Origin of the sequence: Paenibacillus baekrokdamisoli, assembly GCF_003945345.1 — a bacterium.
Classification (GTDB): Bacteria; Bacillota; Bacilli; order Paenibacillales; family Paenibacillaceae; genus Paenibacillus_Z; species Paenibacillus_Z baekrokdamisoli.
Genome location: NZ_AP019308.1, coordinates 3790568 through 3813394, shown reverse-complemented (window position 1 = coordinate 3813394; position 22827 = coordinate 3790568). Strand labels below are relative to the sequence as shown.

Annotated in this window: 14 protein-coding genes; 13 read left to right on the top strand and 1 reads right to left on the bottom strand. The window is 48.6% G+C overall.

Going from position 1 to position 22827, the window contains the following annotated elements; all coding sequences use genetic code 11:
* Positions 1-335: 335 nt before the first annotated feature.
* The 9 genes from EKN16_RS17050 (at position 336) to EKN16_RS17010 (ending at position 14198) form a co-directional block, all read left to right on the top strand.
* Positions 336-1292 carry an AraC family transcriptional regulator gene (locus EKN16_RS17050; RefSeq protein ID WP_125659679.1) on the top strand — a complete coding sequence of 319 codons (957 nt, stop codon included), beginning with the start codon at positions 336-338 and terminating at the stop codon, positions 1290-1292.
* Between the two features lie 85 nt (positions 1293-1377).
* Positions 1378-2526: a glycosyltransferase WbsX family protein gene (locus EKN16_RS17045; RefSeq protein ID WP_164522838.1), complete on the top strand. Its 1149-nt coding sequence runs from the start codon at positions 1378-1380 to the stop codon at positions 2524-2526.
* Positions 2527-2787: 261 nt separating this feature from the next.
* Entirely contained in the window at positions 2788-4518 is a 1731-nt protein-coding gene (locus EKN16_RS17040; RefSeq protein ID WP_125659673.1) for a sensor histidine kinase, read from the top strand.
* Complete coding sequence (locus EKN16_RS17035) at positions 4515-6059, top strand: response regulator transcription factor (protein ID WP_125659670.1); 1545 nt, start codon at positions 4515-4517, stop codon at positions 6057-6059. The genes EKN16_RS17040 and EKN16_RS17035 overlap by 4 nt, the downstream gene beginning before the upstream one ends.
* 109 nt (positions 6060-6168) lie before the next feature.
* Positions 6169-7554: an ABC transporter substrate-binding protein gene (locus EKN16_RS17030; protein WP_125659668.1), complete on the top strand. Its 1386-nt coding sequence runs from the start codon at positions 6169-6171 to the stop codon at positions 7552-7554.
* Between the two features lie 114 nt (positions 7555-7668).
* Entirely contained in the window at positions 7669-8547 is an 879-nt protein-coding gene (locus EKN16_RS17025; RefSeq protein ID WP_125659664.1) for a carbohydrate ABC transporter permease, read from the top strand.
* Positions 8547-9371, top strand: coding sequence for a carbohydrate ABC transporter permease (locus tag EKN16_RS17020; protein ID WP_125659661.1), 825 nt, complete (start codon positions 8547-8549; stop codon positions 9369-9371). The genes EKN16_RS17025 and EKN16_RS17020 overlap by 1 nt, the downstream gene beginning before the upstream one ends.
* Positions 9331-9489: a glycoside hydrolase family 99-like domain-containing protein gene (locus tag EKN16_RS33765; protein ID WP_125666365.1), complete on the top strand. Its 159-nt coding sequence runs from the start codon at positions 9331-9333 to the stop codon at positions 9487-9489. Before EKN16_RS17020 ends, EKN16_RS33765 begins: the two co-directional genes overlap by 41 nt.
* 8 nt (positions 9490-9497) lie before the next feature.
* Positions 9498-14198 (top strand): S-layer homology domain-containing protein, encoded by a 4701-nt coding sequence (locus tag EKN16_RS17010; protein WP_125659658.1) that lies wholly within the window; start codon positions 9498-9500, stop codon positions 14196-14198.
* 207 nt (positions 14199-14405) lie between these two features.
* Here the strand turns inward: EKN16_RS17010 and EKN16_RS17005 are convergent, their stop codons facing one another.
* Positions 14406-15071, bottom strand: a complete 666-nt coding sequence (locus tag EKN16_RS17005; RefSeq protein ID WP_125659655.1) for a GntR family transcriptional regulator — start codon at positions 15069-15071, stop codon at positions 14406-14408.
* 633 nt (positions 15072-15704) lie between these two features.
* On the opposite strand from EKN16_RS17005, the gene EKN16_RS17000 reads away from it, so the two are divergent.
* The 4 genes from EKN16_RS17000 to ilvD all read left to right on the top strand — a co-directional run bounded on the left by EKN16_RS17000 (position 15705) and on the right by ilvD (position 22799).
* Positions 15705-17612 carry a glycoside hydrolase family protein gene (locus EKN16_RS17000; RefSeq protein WP_125659652.1) on the top strand — a complete coding sequence of 636 codons (1908 nt, stop codon included), beginning with the start codon at positions 15705-15707 and terminating at the stop codon, positions 17610-17612.
* Between the two features lie 432 nt (positions 17613-18044).
* On the top strand, positions 18045-19520 hold the full coding sequence (locus EKN16_RS16995; RefSeq protein ID WP_125659650.1) for a sialate O-acetylesterase: 1476 nt from the start codon (positions 18045-18047) through the stop codon (positions 19518-19520).
* 41 nt (positions 19521-19561) lie between these two features.
* On the top strand, positions 19562-21049 hold the full coding sequence (locus tag EKN16_RS16990) for a M81 family metallopeptidase (protein ID WP_125659647.1): 1488 nt from the start codon (positions 19562-19564) through the stop codon (positions 21047-21049).
* A 31-nt stretch (positions 21050-21080) separates the two neighbouring features.
* Positions 21081-22799, top strand: coding sequence for a dihydroxy-acid dehydratase (gene ilvD, locus EKN16_RS16985; protein ID WP_125666363.1), 1719 nt, complete (start codon positions 21081-21083; stop codon positions 22797-22799).
* The last annotated feature ends 28 nt before the right edge of the window (positions 22800-22827 follow it).

Sequence of the window (22827 nt, the reverse complement as noted above, 5' to 3'; positions counted from 1 at the left end):
CAGATTCTTGGTCATCAAGGTTTTTTGTCGTTCAAAATATCTTGTTGGAATGCATTTGAATTTTACCTTTAGAAGATTAAAATAAAGATTATCCAATTGAAAGCGCGAACATCTCTGCTGCAATCAAGATAATTAGCGATCCACGCATCTACGATGTACAAAAAAGTCGCATATCGAGGAGGAGATTGTTTTGCGTTATAGACGAATAACCCATCCCTGCTACCCGAAAGCGTGAAAAAGCCCCCAAGACCGCCGTTTTGACCAACTATTTTCCGTGAATAAAAGTTTATGATAATTGTAGTCGCCAGCGGCGACACCTACCGGAGGTACGATCCATGAACGAACAACGGGTCAAAAAAATCGATTTCATGAACCTGGCGCCTTATGTACGCTATATACACGAGCACAATTCGCAGGCGGAGAGCAACGGACGGCCAAGCCCAGGGTACCGCGTGCCTCCCAGAGTAATCTACGATTATGAGCTCATTTATGTGACCAAAGGGGGCTGCTTGTACAACATCGAAGGCGTAGAGTACTTGCTTAGACCGGGCGATCTGCACTTCATGCGACCGCACGTCAAGCACCACTGCTATGACCCGGACGGAAATACATTTCAGTACTACGCCGTTCATTTCGACCTTGCCTACATGGGGGAGCCGCTGGATTTCGACCCGGGCGTCTATACGGATGTGGACTACTCCCATATTGACCATGTGCCGGTTAACGAAAAGCTGGTGGAAAGGCCGGTCATTGAGCTTGCGGAAATTGATTTCCCGTATGTCATCCATTCATCGGAGCCGCAATTTTACTTGCCGCTTTATCGAGAGCTGCTGACGGTATTCCAGACGAAGCCTTACGGCGGCCATCTTATAATGAGGGCGATTATGCTGCGCATTCTGCACCAGATGGTCAAAGATATGTCCACCAAAGAAGGGGTCAAAAAGAGCCATCCCCAAGGCGAGAAGGCGATCGAAGCGATCCAGTACATGTACGGCCATATGCATGAGGATATCGAAATTAATGATATTGCACAATCCGTGTTTCTGTCTCCGAATTATTTTCGAACCTTGTTCAAGCAGGCAACGGGGAAAACACCCCTGGAATATTTGACGATGCTGCGGATCGACAGAGCAAAGCTGCTCATGGTTGAAGGCAAATATACAATTAATGAGATTTCCGGCATGGTCGGTTATCAGGACCGACATCATTTCAGCAAAGTGTTCAAGAAGGCCGAGGGGCTACCACCAAGAAAATACCTAATCTCGCTGCCGAATTCCGATGGCGGAGACTAAGGAAGGGGAGGGCACCTTAAGACCTGACGGACAATGGAATTTGTACTCGCGACACACTACTGTAACATCCAAGGAGGAGTCATTTATGAGTAAGCCTTATGAAGTGGCTGTCTATTATTTTCCTAACTATCATCTTGAGCCCCGTAATGAAGAGTGGCACGGCGAAGGCTGGACAGAATGGAATCTGGTCAAAGCTGCGACTCCACGTTTTCCCGGCCATCAGCAGCCGAAGGTTCCGCTGTGGGGATACCAGGACGAAGCGGATCCGCGGGTGTCCGAACAGCAAATTGCGGCCGCGGCCGATAACGGAATTACCGCCTTCATCTACGATTGGTATTGGTATGAAGGGAAGCCGTTCCTGCAGCGCGGACTCGAGGAAGGCTTCCTGAACGCTGCCAACAACGACCGCCTGAAATTTTCCCTGATGTGGGCAAACCACGATTGGGTCAATATTTTTCCGCTCAAGAGAGCGACCGATATTACATTGCTGACCCCGGGTCCGACACCGCTGGAGTCGTTCGTCAAAGCGACGGATTATATGATCGAGAAGTATTTCAGCCATCCTTCCTACTGGCGTCTCGACGGCAAGCTCTATTTTTCAATCTATGACTTGGGCAGTTTGATTTCGGGATTGGGCGATGTGAAGAGCACGAGGGCCGCTTTGGACGATTTCCGGGACCGGGTGCGTCAGGCGGGCCTTGGCGAGCTGAACCTCAATGTTATCGTATGGGGATTGCAAATTCTGCCGACGGAGGTCAAGTTGCTGGAGCCGAAGAAGATGGTGGAGGAGCTTGGGTTTGATACCGCTACTTCCTACGTATGGATTCATCATATCGAGCTTGATGGCTATCCGACGGTCTCCTATCCGGAATACGCGCAGAAGTCGTTCAAGTATTGGGATACGCTGCAAAGCGAGCACAGCCTGCCGTATTATCCGAACGTGTCGATGGGATGGGATTCGACGCCGCGGACGGTACAGTCGGATACGCATGCCAATATCGGCTACCCCTACACTCCCGTTCTAGTGGACAACACGCCGGAGGAGTTCAAGAAAGCGCTGCTGGCCGTGAAAGACTATCTGGACCGCAGCAGCCTACCGACGCCGATGTTCACAGTGAATTCCTGGAACGAGTGGACGGAAGGCAGTTACCTGGAGCCGGATACGGTCAATGGAATGGGTTATTTGGAAGCTATTCGCGACGTGTTCGGCGGGCCGGGAGCGGCAGGAAAGTAGAGCGTTAAGCATGAATCAATAAAGGCATAAGGACTGTTTTCCGGACGAGCTGTACATCCGGGAAACGGTCCCTTATTGAAAATATAAGAAAGTATAAGTTTTCTCCATACTTTGCTTATATTTCAGAGGGAAGAAACTTGCTTCGCCGCCAAGGACGGCATTAGCTGTTTCTTCTTGTTCGTTGCAAAAGTCCGATTAAGAAGGGAGCTGGGCTGAAATGAAAGCAAGCAAGGCCGGAAGCTATGGGAGGTGGATATTCGTATGTTAACCCGCTTGATCCAGACGATTCGTTCCCGTCTACTGTACAAAATGCTGATCGTCTATTCCATACTGACGCTCCTGCCTCTCGTCATTGTCAGCACCACCTTCTACGTCCGATTCGATCACCTGTTGGAGAAGAATGAGACGGAGGCGGTTCAGCAGGACTTGAGCGAGACCGCAGGCAGAATCGATCTTCGGCTGCTCGAGATTCGCAAGCGGCTGTCCGAGCTAGGCCAGCAGGAGTCAATCCGTTCGCTGCTGGCAAGGGACGCCCGTACGGATTCAGGAACACCGGAAGAGGACCGCAAACGCCTGGAGTCCGCTGCAATCGATTTGATGCAGTCAGAGCTGGAGCAAGCCCGCAATCATGTCGGCGACATTATCGACAATATCTATCTGATAAGCAAGACCGGTCATATTTATGCAACGGATGCAAGAGAACGCTTACAATTTATCTCCGCCTTCCGTCTTCTTCCGTTCGAATTCAAGAATGTTCCGCAGTGGGCGTTCTTCACCGACTACAAAAGAATGGCCTGTGATTTGAAACTGTATGCTGAAGGCGCCGCGATGGGGACAGATACGGAGATCGGACTGCTCATCCTGACACTCGATCCGGTCAAGGTCTCTTCATTGTACGCCTCTTACGAGGAACGGACGTTGTATATTTCAAATTCAGAGAATATTATTCTGTCTTCGACAGACCTGTCGGAAATTGGAAATCTCCTTAGCTCAGTCGAAAAGGAGGACTCTCTCGTCGTAAAGCAGAAATCCCAGTCGGCCGATTTTCAATATATCCGATTGGCTAAGGTAGGGGCAAGCACGCTTGTGAAGAAGCAGGCTCTGTTCGCCCTGGCCGTTACGCTGGTAGCCTGGGTAGCCGTGTTCATTGCGACCTATGAGATTCTCAAGCGTATCACCAATCCGATCCAGCGGCTCTACCGGCTGATGCGCAAAGCAGAGCTGGAGGAATACCAGGTCTACGATAAGGTTAAAGGGCGGGATGAAATTGCCAAACTCTGCCTCGGCTACAATCAGCTGGTGCTTCGGACAGAAGAAATGATCGTGACGAACTATAAGAACGAGTTGAAGGTGCGCGAAGCGGAGCTGAAAGCGATCCGGATGTATATCAATCCACATTTTCTGTACAACATTCTGGAATATATAAGCATTATTTCGCAAACGCCAGAGAAGGCGAGGCACGTCCCGGATGTCGTTCAGAAGCTGTCGGGCATCTTCCGATACTCCATAACTCCGGGTGACATCTTCGTTCCGCTCGAGACGGAGCTGGGCTTTGTGGAGAAGTATTTGCAAATCCATCAATACCGATTCGGAGCCAGGCTGCAGTACTCCATCCGCTTGCCTGCCATGTTCCGTTCCGCAGCTATTCCTAGATTGCTGTTGCAGCCGCTGGTCGAGAACTGCATCATACACGGAATCGATCTCCTTTCCGAAGGGGGAGCAATCGATATCGAGGTAAGGCAGGAACAATATCATATGGTCATCGAAATCCGTAACCCTTCGCCTCTGACGGCTGATGCGGAGGTTAATCGACCTTCGTTTCGGGGAGGAGGAGCCAGGCTCGGACTCGGATCAGGGGTGGACAATGTGAAAGACCGTATCCGGCATCATTTCGGCAGCGGTTATGGCTTGAAGCTGACATACCATGACGGAAACGTAACAGTCAAGGTCACGATACCTATGCAAATCTGGCAGGAGGAGCAATTGAGATGAGAGTACTCATAGTGGACGATGAGCAGGAAATACGCGATTACATTGCTGGTATGCCGGAATGGGCGGCTATTCACTGCAGCGTTGCGGCTGTCGCTGCCAACGGAGCGGAAGCGCTGGAAATTGCGCGGAGGGAGCGGCCGGATGTCCTTCTCACGGACATCCGTATGCCAGTCATGGACGGCATCACGCTCGCCGAGACGATCCGCAAGGAGCAGCCGGATCTACCGATCATTTTTCTATCCGCGTACAATGAATTCGACTATGCGAAGAAAGCGATCCGCTTGGGTGCAGTGGACTTTATCACGAAGCCTTTCGTAGCTGCGGATTTGATATACGCCGTTCAGCAGGTTCAACAGCAGCAGCAATTGGAATGGAAGCATCAGGAGGCATTCTTCTCCTTGTTTGGCTTGCCAGAGGAACACGATGAGGAGAAGCGCGGGTGGCTCCGAGACCGCAATCTGCCGGATGAACCGTTCATCCTGTTATATGCGGAGCTGGATTCCATTGCGGGGATGTCTGATGAGAGGAGTCCGTTCCGCGAACGATTCACTTTGGGCACGGTAATTCCGGCGCTGGAGCGATGCACCATCCCTTACTGGACACTAGGTACGAATTCCGGGCTCTACATTCTGATGCGTGCGGGTACGCTTGCTTACGAAGTGCTGCAGGAAGAGGCACTTGAGCTTGCCAACCATATGGTGGAGCTGGGTGGCGTCGCGGAAGAGGTTTGCCTGTCCGTCGGCATCAGCCAGCAGGAGCAGTCGCTGCTCCGTATGCCGGAGGCGATCCGACAAATTGCAGTTTGTATGGAATACCGGATGCTGCTTGGGAAGAAATCCGTTATCGCCTACGATGCGATCAAATCGATTCAGAACGAGAAGGAGCGGCATCTTGTCATTTCAACCAACCTGATCTCGGATTTGCTGCGGATAGGAGATCATGACGGCATTTCCGATGCGCTTCTAGAGGCTTATCGAACGATGCTGACCGTGGGAGCCGGCAAGCAGGAGATTCAGCATTTTTGCATTCGTCTGGCAGAACGCGCGGAGAACGTCATGGAGGACTTCGGCATCGAATCCGACTCGCAGACGAAGATTCTCATCCGGGAGAAGGTACTGTCCAGCGTAATCCTGACCGATATGATGCGCGAGGTGGAGAAGCACGTACAGAGCTGCGCCGCCCGGATTAGCGCACTGGTTGAGCACTCGCCCAAGCGGTTGGTAGCCGAAACGAGGCAGATGATCGAGCAAGCTTATGAAGGAGAACTGACTTTGCAGGTCATCGCCAATCAGCTTAGGGTTAATTATTCCTACTTAAGCCGCGTAATCAAAAAAGAAACCGGCAAAAATTTCTCCGATCTGCTTTGGCTGACACGCATCGAGGCTGCGAAGGCTAAGCTGCTAAGCGAAGATCTGCGAGCTTACGAGGTTGCTTTTGCGGTCGGGTTCAAAAGCTACGCCCATTTCAGCATGCTCTTTAAAAAAGTCGTCGGCGTATCGCCAAGCGCATACAAGCTTCATGAATCCATACAGCGTTTTTGACAGAAGTAAAATAGAGCGATGATAAACACGAATACAAGCATCCAAGCTTTGGAGTAAAGCAATTATACTTTGGAATGTAAGCTATCATTCGTTGAGAGAAGGTATAGGTATGAAAAAGAGGGCGATGATCCTTTGTGCTCTGATGCTGTTCGTAGCTACCGTGTTTACGGGCTGCAGCAATTCCAAAAATTCGGGTGGGAGCTCGGGCAGCTCCGAGTCTGGAGTGAGTACGGGCGGCAATGCAACGGATTCCGGAACGGAACAAAGTGCAAGCGTTTCCAAAGAGAGTAAGTTTACAATTCGTGCCGGTGCCTGGTTCATCGATGAACGGGCGCATCAAGTGGCGTTCAAGAAAGCGGTCGAGGACGGCTACAGGAAGCTGTATCCGAACGCCACGATTCAATGGGACATTACGCTGGGGGCAACTTACTTCGATAAGCTGAAAGCGCAATTCGCCTCGGATACGGCACCGGATGTAACTTTCTATCAGTCGCTCGATTTTGCCAAAGCAGGCAACTTGATGGATCTGTCGAATGAACCATGGGTTTCCAGGATGACCGACGCGGCGATGAAAGATCCCACCTTGTCCTACGAAGGAAAGCTCTATGGAGCGCCGGGCTCTGGCAACGTAGGCGGCGGCATTTGGTATAACCAGGATCTGTTCAACAAGCTGGGCATTCAGGTGCCCAAGACGGTGCAGGAATTTCTCGACGCCTGCGAAAAAATCAAGACGGCTGGCAAAACACCGATCGCGCTCGGATTCAAGGATTTGTGGACTGCTAATATGTTTCTGATGTCCTGGCTGCAATCGTATTCATTCCCGAATGATGCGGACTACGGTAAGAAGCTGTATGACGGGACCGTCAAATTCGACGATGCGGTCATCCAGAAGGTCTATCAGAACGTGGAGGCTATGAAAAGCAAGGGCTATTTCAACAAAAATGCGCTGAGCATCGATTGGCCTCAATCGGCGCAGCTGTTCGCTTCCGGCGATGCAGCGATGATCGTTCAAGGTCCATGGATGCCTTCTTCAAATAAGGAAAATATCGAAAAAGGCGGGTATGATTCGTTCCAGATCGGTTTCTTTCCGTTTATGGACGAAAAGGGTAACCAAAGCCTGGTTCTGAACTCCGGTACCGGACTTGGCATCAACGCTAAGACCAAGTTGGTTCAGGAATCCAAGGACTTGGTCAATCTCATGCTGAGTCCAGAAATTATGGGGCCATGGCTGGAAGGAGAAGGCGGACTGCCGATGCTTAAGGACGTAGACGTGAAAGGCACAGATCCGGTAATTGATACGATCAAGCAGTATTTGGGCGGCGGGCTTACACTGCCGTACTACCTAAGCGCATTCATGTCGGCCAGCGCGAGTAACGCCATGGTTGACGTTCTGACCAAGGTCGTCTCCGGCGTCAAGTTCGATGCAGCAGATCTGAAGGCGGCGCAGGACGCCATGGACAAAGATAAAGCGACAGTCGTTCTGCCGCAGACCTGATTTTCTGTTTGAATAAGAATATGCAATGTATCTGCACCTGACGTTAAGCCGCTATCGTTCAACCGCAGCCTCTGCGGTTGAACGCATCATCATAAGAGAGAGGGAAATGCGGTCATGAATTTGAAGAGAAAGCAGGTGATGGCGGCAAGTCTTTTTTTAATTCCAGCAGCCGCTATATTCCTATTGTTTTTCTATGTTCCTTTTCTGCAAAGCATCTATTATTCGTTCACCGACTGGAATGGAATCGGCAAGCCGAATTTCATCGGTTGGGATAACTACATGCATATCTGGAAAGACCCGCACATGACGGAAGGTCTTGTGAATTCGTTGAAGATGGCGGCGTTCGGCCTCCTCGTGCAAAACTCGCTGGCTCTGCTCGTCGCGATATTGCTTAACCGACAATTTCGCACGCGCGCCTTCATTCGGACTGCTTTTTATTTGCCTGTCATTATTAGTTTAGTTGTCGCGTCTGTCATATGGGGGCAAATGCTGCAATACGACGGATTTATTAATGCAGTGCTGAACCAGATCGGACTTGAAGCCATTACGGAGGACTGGCTCGGCAATGTGCGGACCTCCTTCCCGGCAATCATTCTGCTGACGCAGTGGCAGGCGATCGGCTATTGTGCCATCATCTATCTGGCCGGTCTACAGGCGATACCCAAGGACATGTACGAAGCCGCTGAAATCGAAGGCGCTAGAGGCTGGTCATTATTCCGCTACATTACGCTGCCGATGCTTATGCCAGCCGTGTCTATCGTGCTTTTTCTTACGGTCGTCGGCGCGCTTAAGCTGTTCGATCTGCCATATATTCTGACTAACGGTGGTCCTGGCACATCGTCGTATACGCTTTTTCTAGCGGTATATAATGCGGCGTTCAAGGACAATAATTACGGCTATGCCACCGCTGGCGGCATCGTGATGGCGGTCTTTATCGTCATCGTATCCATTCTGCAGTTAACCGCTACACGCCGCAGGGAGGTTGAACTCTGATGAATGGTTCCAAGCGGGCTTCTCTTGGTATGGAAATTATGCTGCTAATAGTGGCACTGCTTTTTTTGCTGCCGGTTCTGTACTTGGTAGAAATGACGTTTAAGCAGCCCGGCATTTTCTACAAGCCACTTCAGCTGCCTGATCGGTTGTATCTGGATTATTACAAGCAGGCACTCGGAACGGAGTTTTTCCGAAGTCTATTGAATACACTGCTCGTCACGATCGGCGGATTGTCGCTTACGATCTTCGTTGCTTCGATGGCTGGATATGCGCTGGCACGACGCAAAGAACGCGTTTTCCAGATTTTCTTCTACGTATTCATGTCGGGTATGATCATTCCGACGGTCGGCTCCCTCATACCGTTGTTTAAATTGGCGACCTTTCTTCATCTGATCAACACGCGGGTGCTGCTCGTTTTCTTGTACACGGCGGGGTTCATTCCATTTGCTTCCTTCCTGTACTCCGCGTTCACCAAGTCGATTCCGCGTGAATTGGAAGAGTCGGCGAATATCGATGGCTGCGGGCCGTTCCGGATGTTCTGGATCATTATTTTTCCCTTGCTGCTGCCGGCTACTGGTACTTTCATTCTCACGAACGTCTACGGGATCTGGAATGATTTCCTGACTCCACTTATCTTCCTCAATTCCCCAGAGAAAATGACGCTGATGCCGATGATCGTGCAATTTATGTTCAATAAGCAGTCAACGAACTTCGGTCCGGTGTTCGCGATCAGCGTCCTAGCGATGCTTCCTCTGCTGCTTATGTTCGTATTGACGCAGAAACATATGCTTAAAGGGCTGGTTATGGGCTCGGTCAAAGGATAAACGGACAAATCTATGCTGGAACGAGTGGACGGAGGGCGGTTATCTTGAGCCAGACACTCTGCATGGTATGGCCTATTTGAAAGCTGTTAGAAACGTATTCCAACATTATGGGGAGTGATTCGAATAATGATCAAGAAGCGGCTAATAAGACGGACTGTTCCTATGCTCCTTCTGAGTCTCATGCTCCAGCTTTTTCCCGCGGGAGTTATCCGTGCGGAAGAAGCCAAGGCTTACAGCGAAGTACCTGCTGTATCCTATCTTATATCCAAAGGAGCTGCCGTTGTCGGACTTAATGGCATGAAATTCAACGACGGCGATCCAGTAAACTTGACGGACGGCAAGGAGAATACAATGTCCGGAGGGTATGGACCTGTTGATTTCTATGTGGATTTAGGCCAAAAGCTTCCCTTGAATTATGTGAATATTCTGTTCAATCGGATGTGGGACGGCGTCAATACAATCTATGTCTCGGATGATGCCGAGAACTGGAAGATGGTTATCACCGGCGATGGCGGCCAGCATGAGTATATGAAAGTCACATCGGACGGCGAGAGCCAGCCGAACGAACTTGGAGCATTGCTGCCCGAAGGAACAGAGGGGAGATATGTCCGTCTGTCCTCCAAGGATTGGGCGAATATATATGAATTTGGGGTGTATTCCTCCCAGGAGCTCTCTGCTCCGAATACGGCTTACAGTGAAGCGCCTTCCGGATCGAGAATTGTCTCTCAGGGGGCTCAGGTTATCGGATACAATGGCATGAAATTTAACGATGGCGATCCGGCCAACCTGACGGACGGGAACTTTGGAACAATGGCGGGCGGCTACGGACGGGTCGATTTCTATGTGGATCTGGGTCGGAAGCTTGAGCTCGATTACGTGAAAGTGCTGTTCAACCGGATGTGGCACGGGCCCAATAAGCTCTATGTGTCCGACGACGCCGAGCATTGGACGGCCGTCGTGAGTGGAGACGGTGCCGCATACGAATACATGAAGGATGCAGCCGCTACGGACGGGGAGCATCAGCCGAACGAGCTGGGAGCGCTGCTGCCTAAGGGAACAGAAGGAAGGTATGTCCGTTTTACGGCTCGCGATTGGGCCAATCTATATGAATTACAGGTCTATTCTTCTCAGCCAATCTCTTCAGAAAGGATCTTGGTAAGAGGTCCGGCGAAGCTGGAGGTTATAAGCGGCCTGTCGATAAAAATGCATGCCGATGTCCAGCCCTTAACGACTACCGACCCATCGGTAACATGGAGCGTATATTCGAAAAACGGTTCGCAGGGTGAAGCGGAAATCGATCCCGCGACCGGTATGTTGACTGCGAAATCGCCGGGTACCGTAACTGTAGTAGCAGAAGTCGCGGATGGTTCGGGCATTACCGGTTCAGCTGACGTCGTAATTCTGCCCGAGGCGGAAGTGTGGCGCGAACTGGAAATGGCGCTCGAAAGCAGGAAAACCTATGACAATCCGTTCCTGGACGTTGATGTGACCGCCACCTTCACGGGTCCAAACGGCGAGGAGCTAACCCGCCCGGCTTTCTGGGACGGGAGAAATACGTGGAAAGTCAGATTCGCCCCGACCGTAACTGGAGAATGGAAGGTAACGACGGCATCGAACGATACTGGGGACGAGGGCTTGAATCGCAGTGAGCCGATCAAGTTCACGGCCGTTTCTTATGACGGACCGCTGGAAATCTACAAGCGGGGTTTTCTCAAAACAGCCGAAAACAAGCGTTATTTTATGTACAATGACGAAACGCCTTTCTTTTATCTAGGTGACACGCACTGGTTAATGCCGGACGAAGACTTCGAATCGTCCAACGTCGACGGTATAGATTCGCAATTCAAATATGCGGTCGACCATCGCGTCAGCCAAGGCTATACCGTCTATCAATCGGAGCCGCTGTATGCCAACGGGATGGGTCTGAATGTGACGCAGGGCATTCAATCGGACAGCTTGGCCAAGCTTGCGGATATCGACCGGAAATTTCAATATATCGCGGATGCCGGACTCGTTCATGCGAATGCCGCGCTAACCTTCACAAGCGTACTAAATGTGACCGATCCCGATTTGCTTCAGCGATTGGGCAGGTACTGGCAGGCCAGATATGGCGCTTATCCGGTATTATGGACGACGGCGCAGGAGATTGACCCGCTAATGGGGGGTGTTGATCCGAAATATTGGCAGCTTGTAGCCCAGGGCATACACGACAGCGACAGCTACAAGCAACCGCTCACCGCTCATATGGCGGTGGTGCCGACTTTCGAGACGACATGGGGAGATAAGCCGTATCATTCCTGGTTTGCGGCTCAAGTCCTGACCTTGACCAAAGAATTATATGCGTCGTATATGGCGTATCCGACAATCAAGCCTATTGTGACTTATGAAACGGGCTACGAGCACAACGGGGTGACGACTGAAAAGTCGCGCACCGCGCCGTACATTGCATTCCAGAACGGCTCATTCGGCTTCGGCTATGGCGCTCAAGGAGTATGGGCAATCCAGCATTCGCCGGATGATTGGTTCCATTACGGTCCTTACTACCGTTGGTTCGACGGACTGCAAGCGTTGGCGGGCAGCCAGATGACTTACTTTAAGCGGTTCTACTCTGATATGGAGTGGTGGAAGCTGACGCCGGTGTTCGGCAATACCGGGTATGCGGACTTCGCTGCCGATTCCCAATCGTTCCTGAGCGTCGACGGCAACCGTACGTATGTCGCCTACTTCGCTGATCGTTCGAAGCGAACAGGGAAGCTGAGGCAGATGGCAGATACAACGTATAAAGCGCAATGGTACGACACAAGGACGGGCGAATATGCGCTGATCTCCGATCAAGTGATTCCAATTGGCGGTGAATGGACTGTTCCCGAGAAGCCGGATAAGGAAGATTGGATATTGCTTGTCACCTCGGCCAAATCCGCTCTTGCGCCGAAGCTGATCGTGTCCAGCGAGAACAATGCCACAACGATTTTCACGCAGCATGGCAAGCTTCAGATGACGGCGAATATTGCTGGCAGCGACAGGACGGACAATGTGAATTGGAACGTCATCAACCCGGGCGGCTCGGATACTGCTTTGGCATCCATTGATGCAAGCGGTTTGCTGACGGCGATAGGGAACGGTATCGTTCGCGTCACGGCTGCTTCCAAGGATGGCAGCGGAACGATCGCTTCTAAGACGGTTATTCTTACCCGACAGGACAAGAGCGAGCCGCCTGCCTTGACCCGGCACATTACGATTAAGGATGGGGGAAGACGTCAACTGCTTGCCTATTTCGATCCTGACAATTCGCTTGATCAGCGAGTGGAATGGGCTGTTTATGAGTCGGATGGCGTTACCCCTACCGACAAGGCAAAAATCAGTGATACCGGCATCGTTCAACTGCTCCAGGAAGGATCCGTGAAGGTGGTCGCAATCGCCTTGGACGGCTCAGGAGTCAGCGGAACCTATGATTATACGATTGTATTCAACGACGTCATCGTCAATCCGCTTTTCGAGGGGGCGACTGTCACGGCATCCTCTACGGATTACGCCAACGACTATCGTCCGATCAAGGCGATTACGAGCCAGCATGGGGATTGGACCGGATGGACGTCAGGCTTGGATGGCGGGACGTCTTACGCCAATCCGCAATGGCTGGAGGTGCAATTCAAGCAGCCGACTGCTTTCAATCATGTCGAGATCTACTCGACCAAGGCTTTCCAAATGAAGGATTTTGATGTCCAATATTGGGACGGAGAGCACTGGGTCTCACTTTATTCCGTTAAGGGTAATGAATCTGAGGCAGTTAAGGCACTGATCCCGGAAGTTGTAACGGAGAAAATTCGGGTGATCTGCTACAAAGGGGATACGCTGGCAATTGCCCGAGTTAGCGCAATAGAAGTGTACATGGACAACAAGTCTCACGACGCGAGATTGAAAGGGATTGCTGTGACCGGAAGACCGCTTCAAGGGTTCGATTCGGGGAAAACGGGCTATGATATCCAGCTTCCTGCGGGTACAACGGCTGTGCCGACTGTCGCAGTGGAGGCCATGCAGGAGAAGGCGGAGGTCAAGGTCACGCAGGCCGGATCAACAACAGGCAAGGCGGTTATTCAAGTGACGGCGGAGGACGGAATAACGACAACTATCTATGAGGTCCGATTCTCTGTCGCTTCGGTCGTAAATCCGCAGAATCCAGATTCTGTAACCGGTACGAATCCGGGCACGGACCCAGGTAAGGTGCCGGATACAAATCCGGGAACTGAGCCGGGTCAGCACCCGGATGGCAAAGTCAAGCTGACTGATGTACCGGACAGCCACTGGGCTGCGGACAGCATACGCCAGGCTGTCGATCTCGGGATAATTACCGGATATGAAGATGGTACATTCAAGCCAGACAAGGAAGTAAGCCGGTCGGAATTCATCGCCATGCTAGTACGTGCGTTGAAGCTCCCACCAAACGATACAGCAGCGGTTACGTTCGCCGATGCCGGCAGCATTGCCAAATGGGCACAGCCATATGTCGCACAAGCTGTGGAGCAAGGGCTGATCACGGGTTTTGCCGACGGCACTTTCCGTCCGCAAGCGACAATAACTAGGACGGAGCTGGCGGCGCTCCTTGTCCGGGCATCCGGATTGCAGGTGCAGTTAGATGCCGAGAGATCTTCTCTTTCCTTTAGTGATGTCGACCGGATTCCGGAGTGGGCGGTACGATATGTGGCGACCGCTGTAGATGCGGGACTGTTGCAAGGTGTGGGCGGCAATCGCTTTGATGTGAAGGGCGTCGTCACACGGGCGCAAGCTGCGGTGGCTATTATTAGGCTGTTGAACTTGAACGGATCATGACTTATCAACAAGGTTAGTGGCCATACCCCTGTCTAGTAGACAATAATAAAAGGCTTTAAGCGACGGCTGCTTCTCGGTACTATACCGGGGAGTGGTCGTTTAGTTTTTTCCTAAAAAAGAAAAGCGGCAACCGAGGAGACATTCTTCTGTAGTATTTTGTTGCAGTGGTTGCCATTTGTCCATTGAGATTCGTTCAGCAGTTCTTATTTAAACATGTGTCTTCAAAAAACCGAGATTGGAATCTTTAATATGACTAGTAAGTTCGGCAGAGATTGCAGCCAAATCCCCTTCCTTAATTGTTTCCAGCAGTTTTTCATGTGTCTTCCACAGAATATTCAATTCTTCATAGGTTTGGCCCTGCATAATAAAGTGAAGACGAATGCGGTTGAAAATAGAGGACCATGTTCCTATTAAATTGGGCATGTCCGAAAGAGAAACTAAGTATTCGTGGAAAAGCAGGTCACAGTCTACAATTTTATATAAATTCTTCTGCGCGCTAGCCTCCTTCATTTCAGCAATAATCCCAGCCAGTTTTTCAATTTTCTCAGAATCAATATTAGGTAGTGCTTTACGTATAGCAAATAGTTCAATCGTTAAACGAATGGGAATTAATATCTCTAACACCTCTTCAGCGGAGATTTCCGCCACCATCGTTTCCTTGTAAGGCTGAGAGTTGAGAATTCCCTCTTGTTCCAGCGTGCGCATTGCTTCGCGAATCGGGCCGCGGCTTATTCCCATCTGCTTAGCCATGTCTACTTCGCGAATACGATCACCGGGTTTTATTTTCCCCTGAAATATGGCTCTACGGATATCATCGGTAATTTTATGGCGTAAAGAAGTCGTTTTTTGTTCATCAAATCGAAATTCGGTCATTGAATATACTCCCTCTAATTAAAAATTTACTTCATTCTACTATAGATGTAACTTTATGGCCATTATCCATTAAAGTGGAAAAAGATTCACCTGACTATAATACTGGCTCAACACTAAAAAAAGTGCTTAAATTCGAAGCATTGTGCGTAGAAGGCCGCTTCGCGGACGGATCATTCTTACGATCGCTGTTGTCTCCCTATTTCTTGATTCTATCCCTTAGGGGTAGAAATACGGAGACAAAGGCGAACGCTATCGCTTCTTCAGAACGATTCCGTCCGCTTCGCTTTTGTTTCGTGTTGGCAAGCACTGATTACAGTTTAGAGCCGTAATAATATCTCTTTATTTAAATAGTATAGGATAAATAACAAAAAGTAAACAACACAGCAATAAGATTGTAGACAAAGTTACAACGAATATAATAAGCTACATGCATGAATAATTTTCCTTAACTGATAGACTAAATGAGACTAGATAGGAGTGGATTGGAAGAATCAGATAAGGTCTAGCTATGCAAAAGATTCGAGTAATATTCTGATGACAGGCAACAATATTTTCTTACATTAAGAATGTTGACAATCTAACAAATTGATTTTATGCTAAGGACAGTTACTTGAAGGGGCGTGCGATAAAACGATGAATAACCTGGCATTATTTGAAAACAAGGACTTATGGTTCCGACATCCTATAATAGGAGACGCATCATTTGATACTTTTGAAAGATATGCTCAAAACCCTGTACATAAGGGGTCCGTACCATTTGAATGGCCCGTTAACGGAACGTTATTCAAGGATCCCATTTCGCAGCATTTATACATATACGCGACGCTTTACTATAAAGGCTATTGGCCACCAAGGGGAGTCGACAAAGGACTGCATTGTATTGCTTACAAATCCACTGACAACGGAGTCACCTGGACGGATATTGGTACCGTCTTAGAGGGCAGTAAAGAAGGATATGTCAGTATCGATGGTTTTGTTGGCGGTGTCGCAGACATGTGCGTTAACTATGATAATGGTGTGTATCATGCGATATTTGGTTGGGCAGATCCAGACAATATTAATGGAGGCTTAGGATACGCCAGATCAGATACGCCAGACGGACCATTTGTAATAACAGACACGCCACTACATGCAGAACTGAATCAACCGCTGCTTTTGAATCGATATAAACGAATCTATTCTTCTTCCTTAATAAAAAGAGAGAATGACTGGATCATCATTGCGATGATGAGTACCCCAGGTAACTGGGGAGGCACATGGGCGCTAGTCGTCTTGCATGCGGATAAACCTGAAGGTCCTTACGGTCCTCCTCAATTTCTGGTATATCCACAAAGTAAAGTGTTTCATCCACCCATCGTGGAGTTTTTCCCAGCTTTCCAAGATCAAGATTATGTATATTGTCCTTTCACCTCAGTTGCCTTAAATCGTAATTTCCAAGTCATTTATCGTGCATTGAAGGAAAAGGCTGACCTTCCAGAGGCTTGGGAGATTTATAAATACGGATCGGTTTGGCATGCTGTTGATGCGGAAAATGAAAGCCAAGGCATTTGGGGACAGGCTTTTGCGGGGATTATAGACAATGGGGATTTCAAAGTCATGTACCCTGCAAAAACGGCTGTTGCTGAGGATTGTGGAACGATTAATTTAGCTCAGTGCAGATGGGATCAGCTGGATAAAGGAGAGGGCTTCTATCTCTCAGCACCTAATGGTTCCGCGGTAACCTTCTTACAGAGGCATTATGAAGAATTCGTTATTGAAGCAGAAGTGATAGCGAAGGGGAAAAAGGCTTTGTTCTGGGCACATGGTGCACCGATCGGGCCGAATATTACTACGGCTGCTGCGACCTTACATCCATTGATGCTGAATGAAATGATCATACTCGAGTGGGAGCATAGCCGCTGGCAGCTGAAGGAAATCACTAATCTCGGAGAAACTCGAATATGGGCAAGCGGTGACTATGCCGAGGCTGTATTAGGTGAAGATACTGTTCAAGTTTCATGCACCCTCACAGAAACCAATATAACGATCAACAACAAACAGGTATGGAACGGCATAATCCCTGTTCGTGCGGGGAGAATTGGATTGTTGGCGGAAAAGGGCAATAACCTCTTTGTTCGCAGAATGACAATCGACAGAGCGGGGGAAATGTGCTGGCTTCCATACCTCGCTACAGAAGGACTCATTGGTGCTGGCGAGGCTAGTATGGTTGCGGATGCTGATATCAATCAATGGAAGCTGCTGAAAAATAATTTATTTCGTTTCGGGTTTGGCTATAAGACATCAGAGCCCGGAAGTATTGTGAAATGGAATTACGTGGGTGCGGATTTCAAGCTTTGGAGTCCTAGAGGTCCAGAACTCGGCAAATTCAACTTATACTTAGACGGCCAGCTGCTGCAAACCATAGATCTAACGCATTCCATTGATGTGGAATCCAGTATCATTTATGAAAGTACGCCGCTTGCTGGAGGCTATCATGCCGTTACGTTAGAACAGTTAGAAGGGAATTTGGTTTGTGATTCATTGGATTTCCTAACTATTTAGCTCTTATCCATGTTATCCATGGTGAATTAAACCGGCTCCAGCTAATGAAAGAGGTGGAATTCCAGGAGCCGGTATTCCAATATTAAATGCGGGTGATGGAATCGATGTTTACCAGCTATGGACTGGCGATATTAAAGGGTTTCTTGCTAAGGGCTTTGTAGCTGATTCATCTGGATTGGAAGCGTTCTCAAGATTGGGATCTGGGCGGCATAAGAAAGATTAGTCCGGATGTTCGCCTTGGATTCTTCCCTCTTCCTGTATCAGGTCAAAAGAATACAAAACAATTTGTAGACACAATGGACAAAGCATGGAAAGACGCTTCTACTAAATAAATAAAATAAATAAGCAATTTGGGATGGGTTTGTTTTGAACCTATCCCAATCTTGTCATACAAAAGAGTAAATGAATGGCTTAACTCTGGGGGGTTAATTAGTGAATGCAGAAGTGCGTGTAAATGCTGTGTTTAGTGATCATATGGTGCTGCAAAGAGAAGCGACAATCCCCGTTTGGGGAACTGGTCTTGATGGAATGGTAGTTAAGCTGCAGTTTCATGGCAAGCAGACAGAGGCCGTTGTTGCAAACGGCTGTTGGAGAGCGGATCTTCCTGCTGAAAAGGCAGGCGGCCCGTATGAGCTTATTATTGAAGCGGGCAATCAGCTCATTGTATTTCGAGATGTACTTATTGGCGATGTTTGGCTTGCCGGTGGGCAATCGAATATGCAGTGGTCCCTTGCTCAAACGGATCATGCACAAGCTGAGATAGTTGATAGCCATATTCCAGATTTTCGTTTTTACGATGTACCAAGAGTATCCTATGAGGATGGAATCGTACATAGCCCTTCATGGAAGGTCTGCACACCAGAGCATGCTGGAGCATTTTCGGCAGTTGCCTATTATTTCGCAAAGGGAATTATTACTGAACTGGGCATTCCCATTGGAATTATCGGTTGCAATTGGGGAGGCACTTCTATCGCCTGCTGGGTATCGGAGCAGGTTTTGACACATGATGATGATCTGCGTATTTATGCAGATGAATATAACGAGCAAATTGAGAATTTTGATTGGGACGTTTTTGCGGCTAAAGAAGCGCATTATAAGGAGCAGATTGCCGAATATGACCGTAGATTTGCAGCAGGTCTGAGAGAGAAGGAGCTAGGTGACTTTCCGGCAGCTCCCATGAATCCGCACTATTTCCTTAGACCCTTTGGTTTATATAGCACCATGCTGCTTACCGTCGTACCTTTCGCTCTGAAGGGAGTTCTTTTCTATCAAGGTGAGAGTGATGCCCATAGACCTTTGATTTATGACAAGCTGCTGACAGCAATGATTAGTCATTGGCGGACGATTTGGCATCATTCCATGCTGCCGTTTTTGTTTGTACAGCTGCCCGCATTTGGTAACGGGGGGAATGCAAATGGCAAGGAATGGCCGCTGCTGCGAGAATCGCAATTAATTGTTACGGAGCAGGTTCCCTATACAGGGATGGTCGTGGCTTTGGATTGCGGGGATTTGGAGGATATCCATCCTACGAACAAAAAGCCAGTTGGCGAGCGGTTGGCGCTTTTAGCACTTGAGCGTGTTTACGAGCAGCCGGTGGAAAGCTCGGGCCCGGTTTACAAAGACTATCTTATAGATCATAACAAGATAATCCTGCACTTTGATCATACCGGCAATGGGCTTGAAGCTAGAGGTAATCAACTAATTGGCTTCGAAATTGCAGATGAAACGAACGAATATGTTTCCGCCCAAGCTGTTATCGAAGGAGCTACTGTGGAGGTTTGGAGTGACCAAATAGTGAATCCTCTGGCTGTCCGCTACGGCTGGGCCAATTACACAGAAGCAAATTTGGTTAATAGCTTCGGTCTTCCGGCGGGTCCATTTCGTACCAAAAGAGAAGAGAGGCAGTAAGAGTAGGATAAAGATAAAATTGTTTTAGTGGAGGAACATTTATGAGAATTATAATTGGTGGAATTATGCAGGAAAGCAATACTTTTAGTCCGCTTAAAAGCAATATAAGTCATTTTTATAGTCACAATTATGTGGTAGATCATGATGTTTTGAGTTTAAGTGAGAGCCAGAATGAGATTAGCGGATTTATCCAGGCTTGCAAGGAGCAAGCTGTAGAGATCGTACCCACTATGTATGCCAATGCAGTATCCTGGGGGAAAATTGAGAACCATTCCAGGCTGCAGTTGAAGACGACTTTGTTGAATCAAATTAAAAAAGCAGGTAAATGCGATGGAATTCTGTTAGCTTTTCATGGTTCGATGGCTGGTGAGGATTGCGATGATGTAGAGGGAGATATGCTGGAGGCAGTCCGACTTGAGGTAGGCAAGGATATCCCAATTGTAATAACACTAGACAATCATGCGAACCTGACTAAGCAAATGATCTCGAATATAGATGGAGTTATTGGGTACAAAACGTACCCGCATATTGATTTTTTTGAAACGGGTTATCATGCAGCTAGTTTGCTCTTTTCGATTATTCATAAGAAAGTAAAAACCCATCTTGTCTTTAAGAAAATTCCGATGATTCTTCCCGCTGAGAATATGCAGAATACCCATGGACCGATGGCTGATTTATTCATGGAGGCACAAAAAGGCGAGCAAGCAGGTCGCTCTATCGTTACTTCCTTGTTCCCAGTACAGCCATGGCTTGATGTCGATGAATTGGGCTTTGGCGTTGTTGTAGTTTGTGAGAATCCTGAGGAGGGGCGCATTGAAGTAGAGCGGTTATGCGATTTTGCATGGGCAATGCGGCATGAATTTGATATTAAATTATACGAAACAGCCGAAGTGATTGCTATGGCACTAGAAGATAGGAGCCTAAGTCCAATTGTTTTTTCGGATTCTGCGGACAGCCCCGGAGCTGGGGCAACAGGGGATAGCAATTATGTGCTTGCCGAGCTTTTGAAGGCTAATGTCCAAAAGCAGCTTCATTGTCTGCTTAGTGTAGTCGATGCTCCTGCCGTAGCAGAGGCTATACAAATGGGCGTAGGCAGTACGGTTGAATTAAAGATTGGCTATACATTGAATGTTAATCAAGGCCAGCCAATAACGGTTAAAGGTATCGTGAAGAAAATCAGTGACGGCATCTTTACGTTTAAGGGAGGATTTGCGGCGGATACTCTCGGGCATATGGGGCGCAGTGTTGTCCTGCAGATAGATAAGATTTCGCTGCTAATCTCGGAAAATCCAGTATTCACAGGCGATCCAGCGATGTACCGATCAGTTGGATTGGAGCCGCTTGATGCTGATCTGGTTCTAGTGAAGTCTGCCAATCAGTTCCGTGCAGAGTATGAGAAAGTATCGAAACACATTTATATATTAGATACTCCGGGTGTGAGCACGGCAAACCTGAAGACCTTGCATTTCGATAAAATATCCCGTCCCTTCTATCCATATGATGATGACTTTAACTGGAAAGGAAATTGATATGTCAACTCTGAATGAGAAGGTGGATGCTATGGAATTAAAAAGTCAAAATGTTCGGAAAATCAGCTTTGAAGGTGATGCACTAAGGATGTCGATGGATTGGACCGTTGAGGATTTAGATAAGGTTCAGGTGCTTGTGGAGAGTACACAAGGATCGAGCCATCCCAGCTCCTATCATCTAGGTGAATTGGTCGACGAAATGGAAAAGGGAGTTTTGCAAAGAGGCGGCAAGCCGGCAATTTACACGGCAACGGATATTTGCGACGGCGTTGCCCAAGCACATAACGGCATGCATTATTCCTTAGCATCTAGAGATTTGATTGCCTCCATGGTCGAAATACATGCGTTGGCAACCCCTTTTGATGCTATGGTGTTAACTTCTGCGGGTGACAAAGCGGTTCCGGCACATTTAATGGCCATTGCCCGCTTGGACATTCCTGCCATTCATCTCCCTGGTGGAGCAATGGGAGCGGGACCTTGTATGCGATCCAATGAAGAACTTTGGCATATGAGCGTCGAGGTCAAGGAGAATAAAATGACGAAAGAGGAGTTTCTGGCATTCCAGCGTGCTTGCTGCCCTACTTGCGGTGCCTGCCAATATATGGGAACGGCGGCAACCATGCAGGTAATGTCCGAAGCTCTTGGTTTAGCCCTTCCATGGACAGCACTAATTCCAGCAACGAATGCGGAAATTCGCAAAGCAGCCAGATCAGTTGGACAACAAATCATGTACTTAACGGAAAAGAACATAACCCCATCGCGTATTCTTACTAAAGCGGCGTTTGAGAATGCCATTATGATTCATTCCGCTATCGGCGGTTCGCTGAATGCAGTTATGCATCTGATTGCTATTGCTAGGGAGGTCGGGATTACGCTCACGGCAGAAGAATTTGATCGTATTCATCGGGAAATTCCTGTTCTTGTGGATACGAAGACAGCTGGCCATTATCCTACTGAGCTGTTCTGGTATGCAGGTGGGGTTCCATTTGTAATGGAAGAGCTGAGGGAACATTTAAATTTAGATGTGCTTACGGTTACGGGAAAAACTTTAGGTGAAAACCTTCAGGATTTCAAAGCGAATGAAATGCCGCGTTTTGCGGAAATGTTTCTAGCCAATTATAAATTAAATAAACGGGATCTGGTCTATTCCATTAAAAAACCGCTAAAACCAGAAGGCGCGCTTGCCGTATTAAAGGGTAATCTTGCTCCTGACGGGTCAACGATTAAAAAATTCGCAGTGGTTGAAGAAATGCAGGTACACACGGGAAAAGCACAGGTTTTTGAAAACGAAGAGGATGCTGTTGATGCACTGGTTCGTAAAATTATTGTTCCTGGGGATATAATTGTGATCCGTTATCAGGGTCCCAAAGCAGTCGGAATGCCTGAAATGTTCTTCATTTCTGAATTGATTGCTTCTGATCCTGTTCTTTCCAAAACAACAGCGCTTGTAACGGATGGACGATTCTCTGGAGCTACACGAGGGCCATGTGTCGGGTATGTATGTCCAGAGGCGTTGGATGGCGGCCCGATTGCCTTCATTGCAACCGGTGATCTCGTTTGCATAGATATTCCTAATCGCAGCATTGCAATTGTTGGTACGGTTGACGGTTCCAAATCAAGTGAAGAAATCGAGAGCATTCTGCAAGAAAGAAAAGCGCAATGGGCTGCACCGGTGTTTAATCACCGCGGCGCTTTAGCGCAGTACACGCGCTCCGCTCGTCCAGCTTTGGAAGGCGGATCTACGAGTTAATAGGGAAAAGGGAGAAGGAGTCATGCAT

Bases quoted from the DNA above. Each gene is read 5' to 3' on its own strand.
- EKN16_RS17030 (WP_125659668.1), top strand. From the start codon at position 6,169: ATGAAAAAGAGGGCGATGATCCTTTGTGCTCTGATGCTGTTCGTAGCT.
- EKN16_RS17010 (WP_125659658.1), top strand. From the start codon at position 9,498: ATGATCAAGAAGCGGCTAATAAGACGGACTGTTCCTATGCTCCTTCTG.
- EKN16_RS17040 (WP_125659673.1), top strand. From the start codon at position 2,788: ATGTTAACCCGCTTGATCCAGACGATTCGTTCCCGTCTACTGTACAAA.
- EKN16_RS17050 (WP_125659679.1), top strand. From the start codon at position 336: ATGAACGAACAACGGGTCAAAAAAATCGATTTCATGAACCTGGCGCCT.
- EKN16_RS17025 (WP_125659664.1), top strand. From the start codon at position 7,669: ATGAATTTGAAGAGAAAGCAGGTGATGGCGGCAAGTCTTTTTTTAATT.
- ilvD (WP_125666363.1), top strand. From the start codon at position 21,081: ATGGAATTAAAAAGTCAAAATGTTCGGAAAATCAGCTTTGAAGGTGAT.
- EKN16_RS17045 (WP_164522838.1), top strand. From the start codon at position 1,378: ATGAGTAAGCCTTATGAAGTGGCTGTCTATTATTTTCCTAACTATCAT.
- EKN16_RS17035 (WP_125659670.1), top strand. From the start codon at position 4,515: ATGAGAGTACTCATAGTGGACGATGAGCAGGAAATACGCGATTACATT.
- EKN16_RS17020 (WP_125659661.1), top strand. From the start codon at position 8,547: ATGAATGGTTCCAAGCGGGCTTCTCTTGGTATGGAAATTATGCTGCTA.
- EKN16_RS17005 (WP_125659655.1), bottom strand. From the start codon at position 15,071: ATGACCGAATTTCGATTTGATGAACAAAAAACGACTTCTTTACGCCAT.
- EKN16_RS17000 (WP_125659652.1), top strand. From the start codon at position 15,705: ATGAATAACCTGGCATTATTTGAAAACAAGGACTTATGGTTCCGACAT.
- EKN16_RS16990 (WP_125659647.1), top strand. From the start codon at position 19,562: ATGAGAATTATAATTGGTGGAATTATGCAGGAAAGCAATACTTTTAGT.